At 61.5% G+C, this 20,904-nt stretch carries 16 protein-coding genes; 10 read left to right on the forward strand and 6 right to left on the reverse strand.

Annotated features, from left to right (window positions below):
- The 6 genes from rbbA to adhP all read right to left on the reverse strand — a co-directional run bounded on the left by rbbA (position 1) and on the right by adhP (position 6,974).
- The gene (gene rbbA, locus AKG11_RS28675; protein WP_371260161.1) at positions 1–2,148 is read right to left on the reverse strand and encodes a ribosome-associated ATPase/putative transporter RbbA; all 2,148 of its coding nucleotides are present in this window, start codon (positions 2,146–2,148) and stop codon (positions 1–3) included.
- Complete coding sequence (locus AKG11_RS35875; RefSeq protein ID WP_371260162.1) at positions 2,149–2,787, reverse strand: ATP-binding cassette domain-containing protein; 639 nt, start codon at positions 2,785–2,787, stop codon at positions 2,149–2,151.
- Positions 2,784–3,854, reverse strand: a complete 1,071-nt coding sequence (locus AKG11_RS28680; RefSeq protein ID WP_050746394.1) for an HlyD family secretion protein — start codon at positions 3,852–3,854, stop codon at positions 2,784–2,786. Before AKG11_RS28680 ends, AKG11_RS35875 begins: the two co-directional genes overlap by 4 nt.
- 269 nt (positions 3,855–4,123) lie before the next feature.
- A complete protein-coding gene (locus tag AKG11_RS28685) occupies positions 4,124–4,438 on the reverse strand; it encodes a hypothetical protein (RefSeq protein WP_156334152.1) in 315 nt (104 codons plus the stop codon).
- Positions 4,439–4,678: 240 nt separating this feature from the next.
- Entirely contained in the window at positions 4,679–5,875 is a 1,197-nt protein-coding gene (gene gltS / locus AKG11_RS28690; RefSeq protein WP_050746396.1) for a sodium/glutamate symporter, read from the reverse strand.
- A 70-nt stretch (positions 5,876–5,945) separates the two neighbouring features.
- Positions 5,946–6,974, reverse strand: coding sequence for an alcohol dehydrogenase AdhP (gene adhP / locus AKG11_RS28695; protein WP_050746397.1), 1,029 nt, complete (start codon positions 6,972–6,974; stop codon positions 5,946–5,948).
- A gap of 322 nt (positions 6,975–7,296) precedes the next feature.
- Between adhP and AKG11_RS28700 the strand changes: the two genes are divergently transcribed.
- The 10 genes from AKG11_RS28700 (at position 7,297) to AKG11_RS28745 (ending at position 20,895) form a co-directional block, all read left to right on the forward strand.
- A complete protein-coding gene (locus tag AKG11_RS28700; protein ID WP_088016570.1) occupies positions 7,297–7,911 on the forward strand; it encodes a TetR/AcrR family transcriptional regulator in 615 nt (204 codons plus the stop codon).
- A gap of 71 nt (positions 7,912–7,982) precedes the next feature.
- Positions 7,983–9,704 (forward strand): PHA/PHB synthase family protein, encoded by a 1,722-nt coding sequence (locus tag AKG11_RS28705; protein ID WP_245290268.1) that lies wholly within the window; start codon positions 7,983–7,985, stop codon positions 9,702–9,704.
- Positions 9,688–11,127 (forward strand): bifunctional enoyl-CoA hydratase/phosphate acetyltransferase, encoded by a 1,440-nt coding sequence (locus AKG11_RS28710; protein WP_050746400.1) that lies wholly within the window; start codon positions 9,688–9,690, stop codon positions 11,125–11,127. The genes AKG11_RS28705 and AKG11_RS28710 overlap by 17 nt, the downstream gene beginning before the upstream one ends.
- Positions 11,124–12,302, forward strand: coding sequence for an acetate/propionate family kinase (locus tag AKG11_RS28715; RefSeq protein ID WP_050746401.1), 1,179 nt, complete (start codon positions 11,124–11,126; stop codon positions 12,300–12,302). Before AKG11_RS28710 ends, AKG11_RS28715 begins: the two co-directional genes overlap by 4 nt.
- A 719-nt stretch (positions 12,303–13,021) precedes the next feature.
- Positions 13,022–13,474 (forward strand): phasin family protein, encoded by a 453-nt coding sequence (locus tag AKG11_RS28720; RefSeq protein ID WP_050746402.1) that lies wholly within the window; start codon positions 13,022–13,024, stop codon positions 13,472–13,474.
- A 3-nt stretch (positions 13,475–13,477) separates the two neighbouring features.
- Positions 13,478–14,224, forward strand: a complete 747-nt coding sequence (gene phbB / locus AKG11_RS28725; protein ID WP_050746403.1) for an acetoacetyl-CoA reductase — start codon at positions 13,478–13,480, stop codon at positions 14,222–14,224.
- A 66-nt stretch (positions 14,225–14,290) separates the two neighbouring features.
- Entirely contained in the window at positions 14,291–15,475 is a 1,185-nt protein-coding gene (locus AKG11_RS28730; RefSeq protein WP_050746404.1) for an acetyl-CoA C-acetyltransferase, read from the forward strand.
- A gap of 51 nt (positions 15,476–15,526) precedes the next feature.
- On the forward strand, positions 15,527–17,872 hold the full coding sequence (locus AKG11_RS28735; protein ID WP_050746405.1) for a DUF3141 domain-containing protein: 2,346 nt from the start codon (positions 15,527–15,529) through the stop codon (positions 17,870–17,872).
- 81 nt (positions 17,873–17,953) lie between these two features.
- A complete protein-coding gene (locus AKG11_RS28740; protein WP_050746406.1) occupies positions 17,954–19,693 on the forward strand; it encodes a PHA/PHB synthase family protein in 1,740 nt (579 codons plus the stop codon).
- A gap of 329 nt (positions 19,694–20,022) precedes the next feature.
- Positions 20,023–20,895, forward strand: coding sequence for a LysR family transcriptional regulator (locus tag AKG11_RS28745; protein WP_082342748.1), 873 nt, complete (start codon positions 20,023–20,025; stop codon positions 20,893–20,895).
- Positions 20,896–20,904 lie beyond the last annotated feature (9 nt).

The raw sequence follows: 20,904 nt of genomic DNA on the forward strand, positions 1-20,904 counted from the left end.
TCAGGCCGCCTGTTTCTTGAGGAAGGCCACGGTCATCCCGGTCAGGACCGGAATGGCGATCAGGAGAGGAATGAAGGAGGCGGCAAGATCGTTGAAGCCGAGCGCCTTGGAAAACGTACCGCGCGCGATCGTCACGAAATAGGTCGCGGGATAGATCTGGCCGATATAGGCGCCCATGCCCTGGAGCGAGGAAACCGGATCGATGATGCCCGAATACTGAACCGCCGGGATGAGCGTGATGAGGGCCGTCCCGAAGATGGCGGCGATCTGGCTGCTGATGAAGCTCGATATCAGGAGCCCTATGCCCGTGGCGGTGACGACGTAAAGCAGGGCAGCCGCCGCGAGCGTCAGGAAGCTTCCCGTCAGCGGCACCCCGAACACGAACACCGCGAATGCTGTCAGCATGGCGAAGTTCAGCATTGCAAGGGCGACGTAAGGGAGTTGCTTGCCGATAATGAACTCGAAGCGCGTTACCGGCGTCACGTAGAAATTGACGATGGATCCGAGCTCCTTCTCGCGCACGACGCTCAAAACGGCGAGCATGGACGGGATCAGCATCAGGAGAAGCGGGATGACGGCCGGCACCATGGCGATCAGGCTGTCGACGCCGGGATTGTAGCGATATCGGAGCGCGATCTGGAACTGTCCGATCGTCGCCGCGTCGCCATAGAGTTCGCGCGCCTTCTGGGCAAGCCAGGTCTGGTGCATGCCCTGCACGTAGCCGCGGACGGTCTCGGCGCGCGACGGCGAGGCGCCGTTGATCCAGGCGCCGATCTCCACCCTGGTGCCGCGCGAGACGTCGCGTCCAAAGCCGGGTGGAATTTCCAGCGCCAGGCTGAGCTCGCCATTGCTCATGCGCCGGTCGAGGTCATTGTAGTCGGTGATCGGCGCCTTTTCGGTGAAGTAGCGGGAACCGGCGATCTGCAGCGTGTAGTCACGGCTGATCGTCGTATCGTCGCGGTCGAGCACGGCAAAGGACAGGTTCTCGACATCCATGTTGATGCCATAGCCGATGACGAACATCAGGATGACGCTGCCGAGAATGGCAAGCGTCGCGCGGATCGGATCGCGGCGCAGTTCCAGCGATTCGCGCTGGGTGTAGGCGAGCATTCGGCGTGGATCGAAAGCGCGACGGGCGGCGGATGGAGTTGAGGGGGGCGCCTTTGCTCCATCCGCCTCTTCACGCTGCGTGGGTCGGGGGGACGCAGGTGGAGACTGTTTTCCGATCGCTTCTTCCAGATAGGTGATGAAGGCTTCCTCGAGACTGGCTGCCGATTTCTGCTCGACGATCCTTCTCGGCGTATCGCTGACCAGCACCTTGCCGGCATGCATCAGCGAAATGCGGTCGCAAAGCTCGGCTTCGTTCATGAAATGGGTGGAGACGAAGATGGTGACGCCGTCATTGCGCGACAGGTCGGAGAGAATCTGCCAGAAGCCGTCGCGCGCGACCGGATCGACACCGGAGGTCGGCTCGTCGAGGATCAGGATGTCGGGGGCGTGGATCATCGCCACGGCGAGCGACAATCTCTGCCGGATACCCAGTGGCAGCGCGTCAGGCAATGCGTCCATGATCGCGTTGAGATCGAACCGCGCCGCCATGTCGGCGATGCGCGCCGGGATCGTGTCCGGCGGCAGGTTGAACAGGCGGGCATGCAGGTCGAGGTTCTGGCGAACCGTAAGCTCGGAGTAGAGCGAGAAGGCCTGGCTCATATAGCCGACCTTTCGCCGCACCTCGATATCGTTCGGATCGACCTCATGCCCGAACAGCTTCGCCGTTCCTTCACTTGCCGCCAGGAGGCCGGTCAGCATTTTCATGGTGGTGGTCTTGCCGCAGCCATTCGAGCCGAGGAACCCAAAAATCTCGCCACGCGGAATCTGGAAGCTGACACTGTCGACGGCCGTGAAGTCGCCGAAGCGCATGGTCAGATGCTGGGCCTCGATCGCAAACTCCGTTTCTCCCTTATCGGGCCTCGGCGGTATGACGACCTCATGGTGACCCTGCCGCTTTTCTTGCGGCAGAAGAGCGACGAAGGCGGCGTCGAGATTGGCGGCTCCGGTGCGCGACAGCAGTTCGGCGGGCGTTCCTGTCGCAAGCACCTGCCCGGCATCCATCGCAACGAGCCAGTCGAAGCGCTCGGCTTCTTCCATCTAGGCGGTCGCGACGATCACGCTCATTCCCGGGCGTTCGCCCCTTATATCGTCGATCAGTTCCCAGAACTGCCGGCGCGACAGAGGATCGACGCCCGTCGTTGGTTCGTCGAGGATGAGAAGATCGGGATCGTGGATCAGCGCGCAGCACAGACCGACCTTCTGCTTCATGCCGCCCGAAAGTTTCCCCGCGGGGCGGTCTGGAAAGGGAGCAAGGCCCGTGCGCTCGAGCAGATCGTTGATGCGGCGCTGGCGCTCCTGCCTGTCCTGGCCGAACAGGCGGCCGAAAAAATCGATGTTTTCGAATACCGAAAGCGTTGGATAGAGGTTCTTGCCAAGCCCCTGCGGCATGTAGGCGATCCGCGGGCAGGTCTGATTGCGATGCTTCGTGTCGGCAATGTCGCCGCCCAGAACCTCGACCCGCCCCTGCTGGACCGCGCGGGCACCGGCGATCAGGCTGAGGAGGCTCGACTTGCCAACGCCATCGGGACCGATCAGGCCGACCATGATGCCGGGCGGAATATCGAGGCTCACATCGTCAAGCGCTCTCGTCTTGCCATAGGACAATCCGACACGCGCCAGGCTCGCGACCGGTGCGGCCCGTGTGTTGTCGTTCGAGCCATCGGGCGCTTTCGTCATTGCACAAGCGCCCTCGTCAGGTGTTCCGGCCACTCGGCATCAGGATCGACACGAACATAAGCCATGCCCGGAAGTCCGGTCTTGACCTGCTGGATGTATTTGCGAAGCAGGTCCGGCGAGACTTTCGCCTTGACCCTGAACATCAGCTTCTGCCGCTCTTCCTCCGTCTCCACGGTCTTAGGGGTAAACTGGGCGACATCGGCAACGAAGCTGACACTGGCTGGAATAACGACCTGCGGCGCCGCGTCGAGGACGAGCCGCACTTCGGAACCGATCGCAATGCGCCCGGCCTGGGCGGTCGGGAGAAAGAAGGTCATGTAGACGTCGCTGAGGTCGACGATGTTCAGGACGCGCCCACCCGGAGACAGGACCTCTCCGGGCTGCGCGACCCGGTACTGCACGCGCCCCTCGCGCGGTGACCGCAGCGTGGTGTCGTTGATATCGGCAGTTATGCTTTCGATTGCCGCCTTGGCAGCGACAACGGCGGCCTCGGCATCGATGATTTGCGCCTTTGCCGCGCCGATGGCCGCGTCCGAAGCGGAATGCGACGCCCTCGCAGCGGCAACGGCCGCACGCGTCCGTTGAGCGGTCGCCCGGTCATCATCGAGGACCTGCTGCGAGGTGGTGTTGGTCCTGATCAACTGTTCCGTGCGGGCAAGTTTTCGGTCCGCGGCGTCCAGCTCGGCCTCGCGCTGACCGATCACGGCGGCGGCGGCTTCTTTTTCTGCCTCGCGCTGGGCAAGCAGGCTCCTGGCCGTATCGATGCTGATGACCGCGCGCTGCAGCGACGCTTCGGCCTGCCGGCGTTGCGCCACAAGCTGGTCGGTGTCCATCTGCGCCAGAACCTGTCCTGCCGTGACGAGTACGCCTTCGTCGGCGAAGATGTCCTTGATCCGACCGGCCGTCCTTGCGGAAATGTCGATTTCCGTCGCCTCGATCCGGCCGTTGCCGGCGACGATCCCGGCCGGCAGCCCCGAACCGTCATACATCCGCCAACCATAATAGCCGCCGGCGATCACGCCGGCTGCCAAAACCGCCAGGATCCATTTTCTCGCTGACTTCACCATTGCGTCCACCCCGCGGTTTTTCGGTTGCAAAAAAGTATCTGAAGTTGGGTGGGCGCCGATTTGCGACGTCGCGAGACGTTGTCCGCCATGAAGTCCTGCCGTGTGTATAAAGAGGGGCGTGGCCGATCACGACTGCCCCGTCGTTGAAAGAATTTATGCTGCGGGCGATCTGCAATCAGGGCCTATATCCCCTCCTGCCCCTTCATCCCCCGCGCGAGTGTCCGGCCCCCTCGCACCACGCGCTCTGCGCAGCGATCGCGCGCTCCGGATCATGCCTCGGGTTTGAGATCAGCCATGCCCCGTTCGAAGATGCGCCTGCCCTCATCCGCCCATCCGGCCAGGACCTTGCGGACGTGATCGCCGTGAGCGGCCATCATCTCGGCGGGCTGGTCGATGGTCGATAACTGGTGCAGATAATCTGCCTGCTGCTGGAGCAGCCGCGCCGTAGCATCGAGGCCTGCGCGATACAGCCCGGAATAGAATTTGACGGGCACCGACGAGGCCGCCTTCACGAAATCGAATGAATTCATTCCCAAACCAGACCCGGTTGAATTGGAAGAAGACGTCTCCTTGCCAGCATCCATAGCCACGTGCTCCGATGATTTCTTTGCCAGATGCAACAACAGGGCTGCATGTCGAAGCACAAGCGTTGCGGCCGCATATCATCAAACGATGACCTTTTTGTCAACAAGTGATGACGCAATTGGCAGTATCCACCAGCAGCCCGCTTCGACATAGCCAAGCAGGTCTGGATCGAAGATTGCAACGACAAGCGATCGAAGGCCGCCGCATGCCCCGTGCTGGCGCGGCGTCCCAACAAAGAGTCAGCCGACAAAAGCCGAGATGATCAGCGCGTTGACGATGTCGATGAAGAAGCCGCAAACGAGCGGAACGATGATGAACGCCCGGTGGGCGGCCCCGTGCTGCTGCGTGACAGCCGTCATGTTTGCGATCGCGGTGGCCGTCGATCCAAGCGTGATGCCGCCGAAACCGGCCGATATGACGGCCGCTTCGTAGTCGCGGCCCATGAGGCGAAACACGACGGTGATGGTGAACAGCACGGTCAGGGCGATCTGGATCGCAAGCGCTGCGGTGATGAAGACAAGGACGCCGTCGAGCTGCCACAGTTGCAGTCCCATCAGCGCCATCGTCAGGAACAGGCCGAGCGCCAGATCGGACACCAGCGCCAGCCCATCCTCGACGCCTGGCCAGATCCGCCGCACCGTTGCACCGACGGCGAGCGGCATAAGATTGCGGATCAGGATGCCTGCGGCCAGGCAACTGACGAAGGTCGGGACGGTCAAGCCGCTCAGTGCGACCAGCTTCTCGATACCGAACCCGAGCATGAGCGCGACGTTCAGCGCCAGGATGGCCCAGAGGACGCAGAAATAATCCAGCCTGGTCTGCGCCTGCTCGAACGGCGCGCCGATGTCGGAGTCGCCATCCTGGTTGCCGGCGATCCGGTGGCGCTTCATCAGGTAGGCGGCGATCGGCCCGCCGATAATGCAGGCGGCGATGAGCCCGACGGTGTTGGCGGCAATCCCGAGCTCCAGCGCGTTCTCGATCCCGAGCCGCTGCGTGAAAATCGGCGCCCAGGCGAGCGTGGTTCCGATGCCTCCCGTCAGCGAGATCGATCCGACCATCAGACCGGCTTTCGGCTCGAGCCCGAACAGGGACGCAAGCGACAGGCCCGCGAAATTCTGCAACAGCATGAAGACGATGGCGAGCGCAAGCAGGACCGCCAGCGGCTTGCCTCCGGCCAGAAGGCTCCGCACATCAGCCTTGAGGCCAATGCCGGCAAAGAACAGCAGCAGCAGAAAGTCGCGCATGCCCAGTTCGAAGACGATCTTCTCGCCGGTAAAGGCAAAAACAAGTGCGACGGCTGCCGTGCAAAGCAGGCCGCCGACAACCGGCTCCGGGATCGCATAGCGGCGCAGGACCACGGCGTTCATGGTGACGATTTTGCCGGCGAGAAGCAGGATCACTGCGATCGTGAAGGACAAAAAGGCGTCGACCTGCATCGATCACCATCCGGCTCGCCACGAAAGATCGAGGCCCGCGCCGCCCCTGTCGGTCATGCCGCGCAAATGGCTAGCCCTCGAAATCGAGCACGACACGGCCCTGGATGTCACCCTTGTGCATTCGGGCGAACACGTCATTGATATTGTCGAGGGTTTCTGTCTCGACCGTCGCCTTGACCTTGCCTTGGCCGGCAAAATCGAGCGCCTCCTGCAGGTCGAGCCGGGTGCCGACGATGGAGCCGCGGATCGTGACGCCGTTGAGCACCGTGTCGAAGATCGACAGCGGAAAATCGCCGGGCGGAAGGCCGTTGAGCGACAAGGTGCCGCCGCGCCCGACCATGCCAAGCGCCTGCTCGAATGCCTTGGGCGACACGGCGGTGACGAGGACGCCCTGGGCCCCGCCGATTTCCTTGCGAACGAAAGCGACAGCGTCTTCGCTGCGTGCATTGACGGCAAGCGATGCCCCCAGGCGCTTGGCCAGATCGAGCTTGGCGTCATCGACATCGACGGCCAGCACATTGAGACCCATGGCCCTTGCATACTGGACGGCGAGGTGTCCAAGCCCGCCAATACCGGAGATGACGACCCAGTCACCCGGTTTCGTGTCGGTGACTTTCAGACCCTTGTAGACAGTGACGCCGGCGCAAAGGATCGGCGCGATATCGACGAAGGAGACATTGTCCGGCAGGTGACCGACATAGTCGGGGTCGGCGATGACATATTCCGCGAAGCTTCCATTCACCGAATAGCCGGTGTTCTGTTGTTCCTCGCAGAGCGTCTCCCACCCGCCCAGGCAATGCCGGCAATGGCCGCAGGCGCTGTAAAGCCATGGCACGCCGACCCGGTCACCTTCCCTGACATGCTTTACGCCTGACCCGACCGCAACGACATGGCCCACGCCTTCGTGTCCTGGGATGAAAGGTGGCTTCGGCTTGACCGGCCAATCCCCTTCGGCCGCATGCAGGTCGGTGTGGCAGACGCCGGCGGCGGCGACCTTGACGAGAATCTGACCGACGCCAGGCGTCGGCACCGCCGTTTCCTCGATGACGAGCGGTTTTCCAAACTCCCGGACCACCGCAGCCTTCATTGTCCTGTTCATGCTGTTCTCCTTCACCATGGATACGCCGGGCGCCGTCAATCGAGTGCCGCGCTGTCGAAATTCGTATGGCGCCGGGCACTCGACCTGCGATCGTGACGGAAAGACGATCGAACCGCACGGCATCCTTGTTTTGTCGTTACCGCCCCTATACAGCCGGGCCGCTTGGCCTGAGTGGCGATACCCTCAACAATTCTTCGCCGGAGAGTTGGCGGGGCAGCATTCGCCAGACAATCCAAAGGAGCAACCTTAGTCATCAATCGTTGACTGATGTATTCTATGAAGCTAAACCTGACAACCAGTCAAGAGGCCGCTAGGAGAAACAATGCCCAATCGAGTGATCAGCCCGGACGCCAGCGACACGACGCGCGACCGCATCCTGAAGGCCGCCATCCTTCGCTTTTTGACCCATTCCTATGACGATACCGGCCTTCGCGACATCGCCGCCGATGTCGGGGTGGACATGGCCTATGTCCATCGCTCCTTCGGATCCAAGGAGAAGCTGTTCTACGAAGCGGTAAAAGAGAGCGGCAAGCCCGAGCAACTCTTCGCCGAGGACGACGGCTGCCTGCCCTCCATTCTGGCGAAGCAGATCCTGTCACGGAAGGGCCCCAACGAGATTGGCGCACTCGATATCGTGGTCCAGTCGTTCGGCAGCCAGGCAGCCTCGCGCGTGCTCAACGAATTCCTGGAGGAGGATTTCGTTGCACCCCTGATCGGCAAGCTCCCGTCGGTACCGAGAAGGCGTGCCGCGCTGGTCGCAGCATTTCTGGCGGGTGTCGGTATTCTCAAGGACGTGATCAAAGCCGAGCCCCTGCTGGAAGGCGAGCGCAATGCTCTGGAAGAGGATGTCAAGCAGGTGATCGCCACGCTGCTCGAGGTCGAGGTACGGGACTGCGACTCTCCTCGCGAACATGTCCCGCACGAGACGCGCCGCTGATGGCGGGAACGGTGCAGAGCGGGCTTAGCGCGGCCACTTCCCCAGCTGGCGGCCATGATCTCGATGCCCGCATGGAAGCATATCGTGCCCTGGACCGGTTGCGCGAGGCCTGTACCGCCCGATTGACGGCCGGACTGTCGCCAGCGGCGCTCACGCTCGCCTTGTTCGACTGGTCGCTGCATATGTGGTCCGCCCCCGGAAAACGCCTGGAGCTGGCCGAGACGGCCATTCGGCAGGGAGCGCGCCTTTCGGCCTATCTCGGCGCCGTCGGTCTTCACGGCCAAGCACCGGCGTGCATCGAGCCGCTCGCCTCGGACTATCGCTTCAAGGCCGAGGGCTGGGACAGTCAGCCGTTTGCTACCTATGTCCAGGCCTTCCTTCTCGCGCAGCAATGGTGGTCCGACGCGACGCACGACGTGCCGGGGGTAACACCCCATCACGAGGAGGTCGTTTCGTTTGCGGCCCGCCAATTGCTGGACATGGCCTCGCCATCGAACAGCCCGTTCACCAATCCCGAGGTGATCGAGCGGACGATCCAGAGCGCAGGCTCGAATTTCGTCTCGGGCTTCCAGAACTGGATGGAGGATGCCACCCGGCTCGCCAACGCTCAGCCCCCGATTGGCGCCGACGCCTTTCTTCCCGGCCGCGACGTCGCCCTCACACCTGGAAAGGTGGTCTATCGCAATCACCTGATCGAGCTGCTTCAATATTCTCCTGCGACCGGGACGGTGTTCGCCGAGCCGGTGCTGATCGTGCCTGCCTGGATCATGAAATTCTACATTCTCGATCTTTCGGCCCACAACTCGCTCGTCCGCTATCTCGTAGAGCGGGGACACACGGTCTTCTGTGTCTCCTGGCGCAATCCGACGGAGGCCGACCGCGACCTTTCGCTCGACGACTACCGGCGACTGGGCGTGATGGCGGCACTGGATGCGATCGCAGCGATCGTGCCCGGCCGCAAGGTGAATGCAGCCGGCTATTGTCTGGGAGGCACGCTGCTTTCCATCGCCGCCGCCGCAATGGCCCGTGTGGGCGACGACCGGCTTTCGACCGTCACCCTCCTGGCAGCCCAAACGGATTTCACCGAGCCCGGAGAACTGGCGCTCTTCATCGATCCCAGCCAGATGCACTTCCTCGAGAGCATGATGTGGAACCGGGGCTATCTGTCGTCAGACCAGATGTCCGGAGCCTTCCAGATCCTGCGCAGCAACGATCTCGTCTGGTCGCGTCTCGTGCGCGACTATCTCATGGGCGAGCGCACTCCGATGACCGATCTCATGGCGTGGAACGCGGATTCAACCTGCATGCCGTACCGCATGCATACGCAATACCTTCAACGGCTCTATCTCGATAACGAACTCGCCACCGGCCGCTTCATGGTCGATGGCCGCCCGGCAGCACTCCAGAACATCCGCGTGCCCCTGTTCGTTGTCGGCACCGAGCGCGATCATGTCGCTCCGTGGCGATCGGTCCACAAGATCCACCAGATCACCGATACCGACGTCACATTCGTATTGACCAGCGGCGGACACAATGCCGGCATCGTCAGCGAACCCGGTCATCGCGGCCGGCGCTACAGCGTCGCCTTGAAGCGGACAGCCGATCTCTGCCTCGGCGCGGACGAATGGGTTGCCGCCGCGACCAGAAAAGACGGATCCTGGTGGGAGGAATGGCAAGGTTGGCTCGAGGCGCACTCCCTGTCTGAACGCATTCCCGCGCCTGAGATGGGCGCGCCCGACGCGGGATTTCCGCCGATCTGTGATGCCCCCGGCACCTATGTTTTGCAGAAGTGAGGTCACCGTGGTTCCCAGCATGCTCCGGAATCGAACATTTGACGAATTGCAGCTCGGCGACACGGCCTCTCTGGTCAGGGTCGCAAGCGGCGACAAAAGCGAGAGTGACACGCCGGTGGCAACGGGCGATGTCGATCTGTCGCCCGACAACGCTGCCGAGGCGGCGAGCATGTTCAATCGCGCCGTCACGAATGGTGCATGGGCCGGCACCCTGGTTTCCGAAGTACTGGGTTCGCACCTACCCGGGCCTGGGACAACCTATCTCGGACAGGAGTTCCGGTTCCTGAAGCCGGTCCTGTCTGGCGACACGATCACCGCGACGGTTCGCGTCACCAGGAAACTGCCGGCGAACCGCGGCGTCGTTCTCGACACGACATGCTCGAACCAAAAAGGCGAGCAAATCCTTACCGGCACCGCGACCGTGATCGCGCCGGCACGATCCATTGAATGGCCGGCCACCCACCCGTGCGCGTCTCCAACGGCACGCAGCGACCGATACGACGCCTTCGTCCGGCAGGCCCGTGAACTGCCGATGGTACGCGCGGCGATCGTGCATCCTTGCTCACCGGAGGCAATCCTTGCCGCCGTCGAAGTCCGCGAAAAAGGATTGTTCGAACCGCTCCTTGTCGGGCCAGAGGCGAAGATCCGGGCCGCGGCGGCCGCGGCCGCGATCGACCTCGACCTCGACGGGATAGCAATCGAACAGGCGCCCCATAGCCATGCAGCCGCGGCGCGTGCGGTGGAACTGGCGGTTTCCGGCGAGGTGGCCGTCCTTGTCAAAGGCAGCCTTCACACCGACGAGTTGCTGGGCGCGATCGTCGCGCCTGGATCCCTGCTCAAGACGGAGCGCCGCATCAGCCATGTCTTTGCACTGGACGTGCCTGCCTACGGAAAACCGTTGATCGTTACCGACGCGGCGATCAACATCCAGCCGACGCTCGACCACAAGCGTGATATCTGCCAGAACGCGGTCGATCTGTTGCGAACACTCGGCGTCGACAAACCACGCGTCGCAGTGCTCGCCGCCGTCGAAACTGTCAACGCCAAGATGCCGGCAACCCTCGATGCGGCCGCCCTGACCGTGATGGCGGCGCGCGGCCAGATTGCCGGCGCGCTCGTCGACGGGCCGCTCGCATTCGACAACGCGATCAGCATCGCTGCCGCGCGCATCAAAGGCATCGTCTCCGACGTTGCCGGCGAGGCCGACATCCTGCTTGTCCCGGACCTTGAGGCAGGAAACATGCTTGCCAAGCAGCTTATCTATTTTGCCGGAGCAACGGCGGCCGGGATCGTGCTGGGCGCGCGCGTACCGATCGTGCTCACCAGTCGCTCCGACCCGTTATCCGCGCGGATCGCTTCGGCAGCTCTGGCAAAGCTTCTCGTGTGCCGCGGCAAACAATCCATGCCGGGGACGGCGGCATGAGCGGTCGACTTCTGATCACCTTCAACGCCGGTTCGTCGACCGTCAAGATCGGCCTGTTCGCCGTGGAAGGCCGGCCTCCCAAGCCAATCGGAAAGGGCGTCATCGACTTTCGCACCACGCCGCTGCGTTTCCAGCTTCTGGAAGGTGAGCAGCATGTCGACGTCGAGCTCAAGGCACAGGTGGGCGAGGAACTGGATGAGGTGCTCGGCGACGCGTTCACGCATCTGGCAGAGCGCTACAGGCTCGACGACCTAATCGGGATCGGCCACCGCGTGGTGCATGGCGGCGACGTGTTCTCGGGCCCGGTGCTCATCGATGACCGTTCGCTACATCAGATGGAGGCGCTCGTTGCGTTGGCCCCGCTGCATCAGCCGCAGGCTCTTCGTTTGATCCGCGCCGTCGCAAGGCTGCGGCCGGACCTTCGCCAGACAGCATCCTTCGACACGAGCTTTCATCGCACCAATGACGATCTGGTGCGCCGCTTCGCACTGCCCCGCGGACTCCACGAGCGCGGGATCAAACGCTACGGGTTTCACGGGCTGTCTTACGCATACATCGCCAGCGAACTCGCCCGCAACTGGCCGCAACTGGCCGGCGGCAAGATCGTCGCTGCCCATCTCGGCTCGGGCGCCAGTCTTTGCGCCATGCAAGGCGGCCAAAGCGTCGATACCAGCATGGGGTTTTCGACGCTGGACGGCGTGCCGATGGCGACACGGTGCGGCGCGCTGGATGCGGGCGTGCTTCTGCATTTGCTATCGCAGGAAAGGATGCCGGTCGCCGATCTGGAGGACATGCTCTACCACCGCTCCGGACTGCTCGGCGTTTCGGGCATCAGCCCCGACAGCCGCGACCTTCTCGCCAGCGAGGCGCCAGAGGCAAAGGAGGCGCTGGAGCTCTTCACACTGCGCATAGCCGGAGAAGCTGCGCGTCTGGCCGCGACGATGGGAGGTCTCGACGCGATGGTGTTCACGGCCGGCGTCGGCGAACATCAGCCAGCGATCAGGGCCGACATCTGCAGCCGGCTGATGTGGCTGGGCATCGATCTCGATCCCGCCGCGAACGCCACCAATCATGCGATCATAACAAGCGCCGCGAGCCGGATCCCTGTGATCATCATTCCGACGGACGAGGAGCAGGTGATTGCTTCCGAGGCTTTGCCCGGCTTGATGCCGTAGACAGGCGGAAGTCTGCGATTTCTGGACTGGGTTGTCGTCGGCGATGCACGTGACGCGCCCACGACAGCCGTTGCGCGATGACGTCCGTGCTGCCGGCGAGAGCCTCGTGATCATCCATCTGGATGACTGGGTCGCGCCGCTCGTCCGGCCGACTGCCCCGGGGCGTCACAGCCCACAGCGGACCAGATGAAGGCGTCGCGTTGGTTTCCCGCTGAACAACACTTGATCAAGTAATGGCCTTGGTTTCGTAGGGTGTCGATATCTCAAGCTTGCCCACCGAGGATCTCCAGGCCACCACGCCTGACGCTTGGGAAGCCCCTGACGTGCCGCTTATGAAGCGTGCTGGCTTGGCGCCGCCGTAAAGACGTTAGTTGCTATTGACAAACTCCTGCATGCCCACTTAATTTCAGAATCAGTCATCATATGATGACATAGATGTCACCAAAGATGACAAAGAGTATAATGGACCGTAGCTAAACACGATTTCAAATTATATTGAAATCAACGGATGTAAGCGCTTTGTAAAATGAAATTAAGCCGGATGTGATCTGTCACTTCGATCTAATAATACTGAATATCACCAAATTTTGAGGGCATCTAGGGCGCTCGTGAAGGCGCGGCTAGCTTGCTCGACCACTCACCGCAGCAACTTTCGCTCGGCTTTTGCAGCGGCCCAGTTACGCCCGTAGGGGCCATCCACGAAGTAAAGGAAAGTGAAAATGACTACCGATGCCGTGCCCCTGAAACTCTATAAGGCCAACGCAGAACTACAAATCCAGATCGGCCGCCTCCTGCAGGAGGGTGGCCATCGCTGGCTCGATGTCGCGTCCCAAGCGAGTGACGAAGCCATCGCCGAATCCAAGTCGGAGATCGAAAACCTGCGTAACGCCGAGAACTGGCAAAACCTTGCCACCCTTCCGGGTGAAACTTTCTGGCGCGTGCTCCAGCAACGGGCCGGCGACACGCAAGAGTTGACGAAGATCGCCATCAAAAACCAGACGGAGTTCACGAACGGTCTGCGTGAAGCCATTGAGGGCTGGCAGAGGGCGGTCAGCGAAGCCGTCGGCGGCGCCACGTCAGGGCAGCCGATCCAGGACATCTTCAAGCAATGGGGTGCCTTGTTCCCGATCCCCGGCGGGAAAAATGCGCCGAAAGGCGGAAAGGCGGCTTGATCCATGACGCCTATACAGAAGACGGCCCTGGTTACGGGCGGGATGGGAGGTTTGGGCGAGGCAATCGCCCGGGCTCTCCATGATGCCGGAATCAGGGTGCTGGTGACACACGCGCGCGACGAGGGTTCGGCCAAGGAGTGGCTCGCTGCGGAGCGGGACAAGGGCTACAGTTTCACGTCCTATGACGTTAATGTGGCCGACTTCAAATCATGCCAGCGCATGGCGGAGCGAATAAACGCCGAGGGTCACCAGATCGATATCCTCGTCAACAATGCCGGCATCACCCGTGACGCCACTCTGCGCAAGCTCGACAGGGAAAACTGGGACGCTGTCCTACGCGTCAATCTCGATTCCGTTTTCAATGTGACCAAACACTTGATCGATGGCATGACGGATCGCGGCTGGGGCCGGATCATCAACATCTCGTCGATCAACGGCATAAAAGGGCAGTTCGGGCAAACCAACTACTCTGCGGCCAAGGCTGGCATGCATGGGTTCAGTAAGGCCCTGGCTCAGGAAGTTGCGAGGAAGGGCGTGACCGTGAATACGGTGTCGCCCGGCTATCTCGCGACCGCCATGGTGACTGCGGTTCCCGAAGATACCCTTGCCAGGATCGTCGCCGGCATTCCTGTTGGGCGCCTCGGGCAGCCTGACGAGATCGCCGCTCTCGTCGCCTTCATCGCCAGTGACGCCGCGGCGTTCATGACCGGCAGCAACATATCGATGAACGGCGGTCAACATATGCACTGACCGCTCGGCGCGCGCGGGACACAGGTCCGGCGTCGTCTCTCGCGTGCCTTTTTCAAGGGAGATTTGATGACAAGAGAAATAGCCATACTGGCCGCGACCCGAACCGCGATCGGAAGTTTCCAGGGTGGGCTGTCAGGCCTTCCAGCCTCCGCTCTCGGTGCAATCCTGATCAGGAAGGTCCTCGAAACCACTGCCATCTCGCCCGAAGAGATCGATGAGGTTGTTCTTGGCCAGGTCGTCACCGCCGGCAGCGGACAGAACCCGGCACGCCAGGCGGCGATCGGGGGTGGGCTCCCCCATGCTGTGCCAGCTCTCACTGTCAACAAGGTATGCGGTTCAGGTCTCAAGGCAGTGCATCTTGCTGCACAGGCTATTACCTGCGGCGATGCCGATCTGGTGCTGGCCGGAGGACAGGAGAACATGTCCCTCGCCCCTTACATTCTTGCGAAGGCGCGCACGGGCCTGCGTCTCGGCCACGCCCAGCTCGAGGACAGCCTGATCCGCGATGGTCTCTGGGACGCGTTCAACGACTATCACATGGGCATCACGGCGGAGAACCTGGCGGAACGCTATGGGCTGACACGCGAGGAACAGGACGCTTTCGCCGCCACCTCACAGAAGAAGGCCGCCGATGCTGTCGCCTTCGGCCGCTTTCGTGACGAGATAACACCCGTCGATGTTCCGCAGCGCAAAGGCGGCTCCGTCAGTTTCGACACCGACGAGCAGCCGCGCGCCGACACGACCTGCGAGGCCCTCGCGAAGCTGAAGCCGGCCTTCAAGAAGGACGGGACCGTCACGGCCGGCAACGCGTCGACGATCAACGACGGAGCCGCCCTGCTTCTGCTTGCAAGCGCGGACAAGGCAAAGAGCCTGGGTTTGCCCGTGCTCGCATGGATCAAGGCCTATGCCAGCGCCGGCGTCGATCCGGCCTTCATGGGCATCGGCCCGGTCGGCGCGACCCAGCGTACCCTTCGACGGGCCGGCTGGAACCTCACCGATCTCGATCTCATCGAGGCCAACGAAGCGTTCGCGGCCCAGGCACTCGCGGTCAACCGCGAGCTCGGATGGGATACGTCGAAAGTCAACGTCAACGGCGGCGCCATCGCACTTGGTCATCCGATCGGATCGTCAGGCGCGCGGATCCTCGTCACCCTCATCCACGAAATGCGACGCCGTCATGCCAGCAAAGGTTTGGCGACACTGTGCATCGGAGGCGGTCAGGGCGTCGCGCTGGCGCTTGAAGCAGACTGAGGGCTAACAGCAACTCTCATACATGACGGGTAACTGCGTCAGGAGGACACCATGACCCAAACCACGATCAAAAAACGGCAATGGTCCGAACTCCTCGCGGACCCGTGGGCGCTGGCCGAAGCCGGGATGGCCTACGGTGCCGACGCCTGGCAGCGTACGATCCTTTTTGCCGACATCGAGCGTGAAGTCGGTGATCAATATCGCCAGAAGCTACGCGAGGGCAGCCCTGGTGTCCTCAACTTCACCAGTGAGCCGATTCTGTCAGGCCTCGATCTGCCGCGGCCGACCAACTACCGGCTGGTTCGCATCACACCACCGGACGGAAACGTGGTCGACGAAACCAGGCGCCCGTTCGTCGTGATCGATCCCAGAGCCGGCCATGGGCCGGGCATCGGCGGCTTCAAGCCGGACAGCGAGATCGGTGCCGCGCTGAAGGCGGGACACCCTTGCTATTTTGTGGGCTTCCTCCCGGATCCGGTCCCTGGACAAACCGTCGAAGACGTCATGCGGTGTTTCGCGGCCTTCGTCGAGCATGTCGCGCAGCTCCATCCTGGCAGTGAGGGCAAGCCTGCGGTGATCGGGAACTGCCAGGCAGGTTGGCAATTGCTGATGGCCGCCTCCGTCTGGCCGGAGCTGTTCGGTCCACTCATCGTCGCGGGCACACCGCTGTCCTACTGGGCCGGTGACAACCCGATGCGATACGCCGGAGGGCTACTCGGTGGCAGCTGGCTGACGGCCCTGACCAGTGACATGGGAGCAGGCCGCTTCGACGGCGCGTGGCTCGTTCAGAACTTCGAAAATCTCGATCCGGCTAATACGTTATGGGTAAAGCAGTACAACGTTTATGCGAAGGTGGACACTGAGCGGGAACGCTATGTCGGCTTCGAGAAATACTGGGGCGGGTACGTTTTCCTGAACGATGTCGAGATGCAATACATCGTCGACAATCTGTTTATCGGAAACAAGCTCTCCACCGCGCAGTTGCTGACATCCGATGGGCTTCGAGTGGACTTGCGTAACATCCGCTCGCCGATCATCGTGTTCTGCTCCTATGGCGACAACATCTCACCGCCACCGCAGGCGCTCGGATGGATCACGGACCTCTACGACAGTGACGAGGATGTTCTCAGCAACGATCAGACGATCGTGTACACCACACACGACAGTATTGGCCATCTCGGCATCTTCGTCTCCAGCAGCGTCGGCCAGAAGGAGCACCGCAAGTTTGCCAGCTTGATCGATCAGATCGATCTCTTTCCGGCAGGCATCTATCGTGCGACCGTCAGCGCTACGCCCGAGAACGCCCCCGACGTCACGGATCCTTATCTGATGTCGGTCAGGCGCAGCAGTGTCGGGGAGGTTCGTGAGATCGTTCGCCCGGATCCTGAATCGGATCGCCGCTTCGCTGCCGCCGCTCGCGTTTCGGAAATCAATCTCGCTCTCTATCGCAATACCCTCCAGCCTTGGGTACGCGCGTTTGCGACATCGTATTCCGCACGGTGGCTGCAGGCGTTGCATCCCTTGCGAATGTCGTTCGAATCCTGGTCCAGCGATCACCCCCTCGGCGCGGAAGTGCGTGAGCTTGCCGCCGAAATCGGAGACAAGAGACAGCCAGTTCCGTCCGACAATCCCTTCTTGCAGATGCAGAAGGACTTCTCCGATGCACTTGTGCATTTTCTGGATCGCTATCGCGACCACAGGGACGAAATTTACGCGCTTTCATTCGGCCTCATGTTCGGCTCTCCCTGGCTAAAAGCGCTCGCAGGACAATCACTTGCAGATGATCGCCCCGCGAGGTCGCACCCCGGGGGAACACCCGAACACCGCAGGACGGTCCAGGCGTCGATGGCTGGGCTGGAGGCGAAGGTCGAGCAGGGAGGGTTGCTGGAGGCATCGCTCCGCGCGCTTTTCCATGTGCTGAAACATCGTGGTGGCGTCGATGAACGTCTCTACCATCGTGCCGCCCGCCTTTGGGACGATCCGGAGATGCCAGGACCCAGGCAAGCTGACTTTCGCGTTCTTGTCCGCGAACAGGCGCTTTTGCTCTCCCATATGGGAGATGAAGCGATCAAGGCGATCCCAGCTTTGCTTGAAGGATCTGATGCCGAGCATATCGAAAAGGCGGCCCTCGCCATAGGCGAACTTGTCCGCCTGGATGATGAAGCCTTGCCTGAAGCCGCCGCAAACGCGCTGGCCTATGTCACAGGCTTCTTCGAGCAGGCCGCTTTGCACGCGAGAACGACGGCGCAACGCGAGGCGTCACCGGATTCCACCTCGACCGAAGAACCGAGCGCGCCGCCCGAAAATCAAACAGACGGTTCTGAGCCTGCTTCTGACAATTCGGCAGCACGCAGGACGCCAAATCCTCGGGGTCGTGCACGCAAGCGCCAAAACTGAAGCCGGTTGCCGCCTCATTCGAGATAACGCCGTTTACCCTATGCGCCACCCGGACACCGTGGCGTCGATGAAGTGATCGTCATGAAAGAACAAGAAGAATCGCAGAGCCGCAACATAGATGAGGACGTTCATGCGGCATGGTCGCAGATATGGTCGTCGATCTCGCCCGAATCTCCCTTGCTGGCGTGGATGGACTGGGCAAGCCATCTCGCGACAAGTCCTGGCAAGCGGGCCGATCTGTCTCGCCTGGCTTTCGAGCAAATGGAGCAGATCCATGCGCTGCTGAACGCGGGACTGTCGTCGGAACACGACGATGGCCTTGCCTCGAAGTTTCCGCCGCTTACCGATCGCCGCTTCAGCGATCCAGCCTGGGCGCAGTGGCCGTTTAACGTCCTCGGGCAATCGTTTCAGATGCAGACGAGATGGTGGGAGGAAGCTACCCGCGACGTATGGGGTGTCGATTCCCATCATCAACGCCTCGTCGCTTTCGGCGCCAAACAGTGGATCGAAATGCTGTCGCCGACCAATCTCGCGACGCTCAATCCAGAGGTGATCAAAAAAAGCATCGACGAGGAGGGAGCGAACCTTGCTCGCGGGCTGTCGCATTTTTTTGACGACGTTGCCCGGCGCATGTCCAACCTGCCCCCGGCCGGTGCTGAGAATTTCGTCGTCGGAGAACAGGTCGCCACCACTCCTGGCAAAGTCGTGTTCAGGAACCGGCTGATCGAACTGATCCAGTATGCGCCGACCACTGACCAGGTCCACCCTGAACCGATCCTGATCGTTCCGGCCTGGATCATGAAATACTACATCCTCGATCTATCGCCCCACAATTCCCTGATCCGTTATCTCGTCGATCAAGGGTTCACCGTGTTCTGTATTTCCTGGAAGAACCCGGACGCCGATGATCGCGACATGGGGATGGCGGAGTATATCGAGCTCGGGTTTCAGGCCGCGTTTAATACCGTCACGGCGATCACGGCGGCGAGCAAGGTTCACGCCGCAGGCTATTGCCTCGGTGGCACTCTGCTTTCGATCGTCGCTGCGGCCATGGCGCGAGACAACGACGATCGTCTTGCCTCCGTCACGCTGCTTGCCGCCCAGACGGATTTTACCGAACCTGGCGAGCTGGGCTTGTTCATCAACGAAAGTCAGATCGCTCTGCTGGAAGCGCAGATGGCCGAAGTCGGCTACCTGCATGCCGAGCAGATGAACGCGGCTTTCCAGATGCTGCGCTCATACGACCTGTTCTGGTCACGCATCATAAACGAGTATTTCCTCGGCGAACGACGGCCGATGAACGACCTGATGGCCTGGAATGCGGATGGAACACGGCTCCCGGCAAAGATGCATTCGGAATATCTGCGACGGCTCTATCTTCAGAATGATCTCTCTTCCGGTCGCTATCAGGTTGGAGAGCACCCGGTTTCGCTCGGCGATGTGCGTGTCCCGATCTTCTGCGTGGGAACGACGACGGACCATGTCGCTCCCTGGCGTTCAGTCTACAAACTGCATCTCCTCATCCCCACCGAGATCACCTTTGCACTGACAAACGGCGGCCACAATGCCGGTATCGTCAGCGAGCCTGGGCGTCCGCGCCGCCACTATCAGATCATGAAACGCGTGCCGGGCGACGCCTATGTCTCGCCGGACGAATGGGTCCGGCTTGCACCAACCCGCCAAGGCTCCTGGTGGCCGGAATGGACGGCATGGCTTGCGAGCTATTCGGGCGACCGGGTGATGCCCCCTCGGCTCGGCGGGACAAGCAACATCGAGACGCCGGCCGCTGACGCTCCTGGAGAGTATGTGAAAGCATCCTGATCGTTTCCTTCGATCAGAGAAGCGAAGAACAGATGAGGCGTTCGGTAGCTCGGAAGCCTGGAACTAGCACTACTTTGGAAGATTTTTAGGCGATGCGGGTTTTGGGATTCCCGCGATGCGATCTGCGTGATTCATGGGTTTAACAGGAGTTATGTTTGCAAAGTATGCAGGCTGCCGATTTTGGCGCGCGAAGATCCTTCAAGGATAAACTGGTCGTTTGCCTGCGGCTGGCATATGGCATGCATGTTTTCATCTTAAACTATGCACTCATCTCGAAGGAGGTAGGAAAGCCTTCTGCCCGACCGCTAGAACGCTGGGAGTCGCGGTGAGTGCTCGGTCTTGATCGCCATTCCGAAATCCAGCTTCGTCAGCTTCATTATGTGATCGCGGCAGCCGAACACGGCAGCTTCCGGCAGGCGGCGATAGCGGTTGGTGTGCAGGAATCGGCAATCAGCCGACGCATCCGCGATCTGGAAGACGAGGCTGGCGCGGCGCTGTTCATCCGCTATCAGCGTGGTGTCTTGTTAACCGAAGCCGGTAGAAATTTCGTGAAACGAGCGCGACGGGTCATCAATGAACTCGATCTAGCCGTAAAAGAGGTTCGGGCAGCAGGCAGGGTTGAGGTGGGCGTGCTGCGGATTGGGATATTCACGTCGCTCGCGTCAGGATTCATCGCCGAACTTCTCGAGCGATATCGCGCACAGCATGCTGGCGTCCGCACAAAGTTTGTCGAGGGCGCACCCGCTGTTCACATCGCCGCCGTCCGGCTGCACGAGATCGATATCGCCTTCCTTACCGGCTATCCAAGAGCGATGGGATGTGAAGTGACGAGGCTCTGGTACGAGCATGTCTTTGTAGTCTTGCCGGAGACACACGAGCTGGCCGCGAAGCAGCGGATCGAATGGGCCGACTTGCGCGGCCAACACTTCATCGTGAGCGAGGCGGATCCAGGCCCAGAAATTTATGACTATCTCTTTAAGCACCTATCGGAGCTAGGTCATGCTCCAAGCGTCGAGCGCTGCCCCGTCTACAACAGGGATACACTGATCCGAATGGTGGCTTTGGGCGCGGGCATCACGCTGACCAGCGAGGCGACGACGGGGGCGAAGTTTCCCGGCGTAACCTATCGGCTGCTTGTCAACGGCGGAGTAAAAACCGGCCACGGGGCGGAGCAACAGTCGGCCACGGTGGCGCCGGCCTGAGACCGCCGG

The sequence above is a fragment of the Shinella sp. SUS2 genome, from assembly GCF_001262505.1.
Taxonomy (GTDB): Bacteria; Pseudomonadota; Alphaproteobacteria; order Rhizobiales; family Rhizobiaceae; genus Shinella.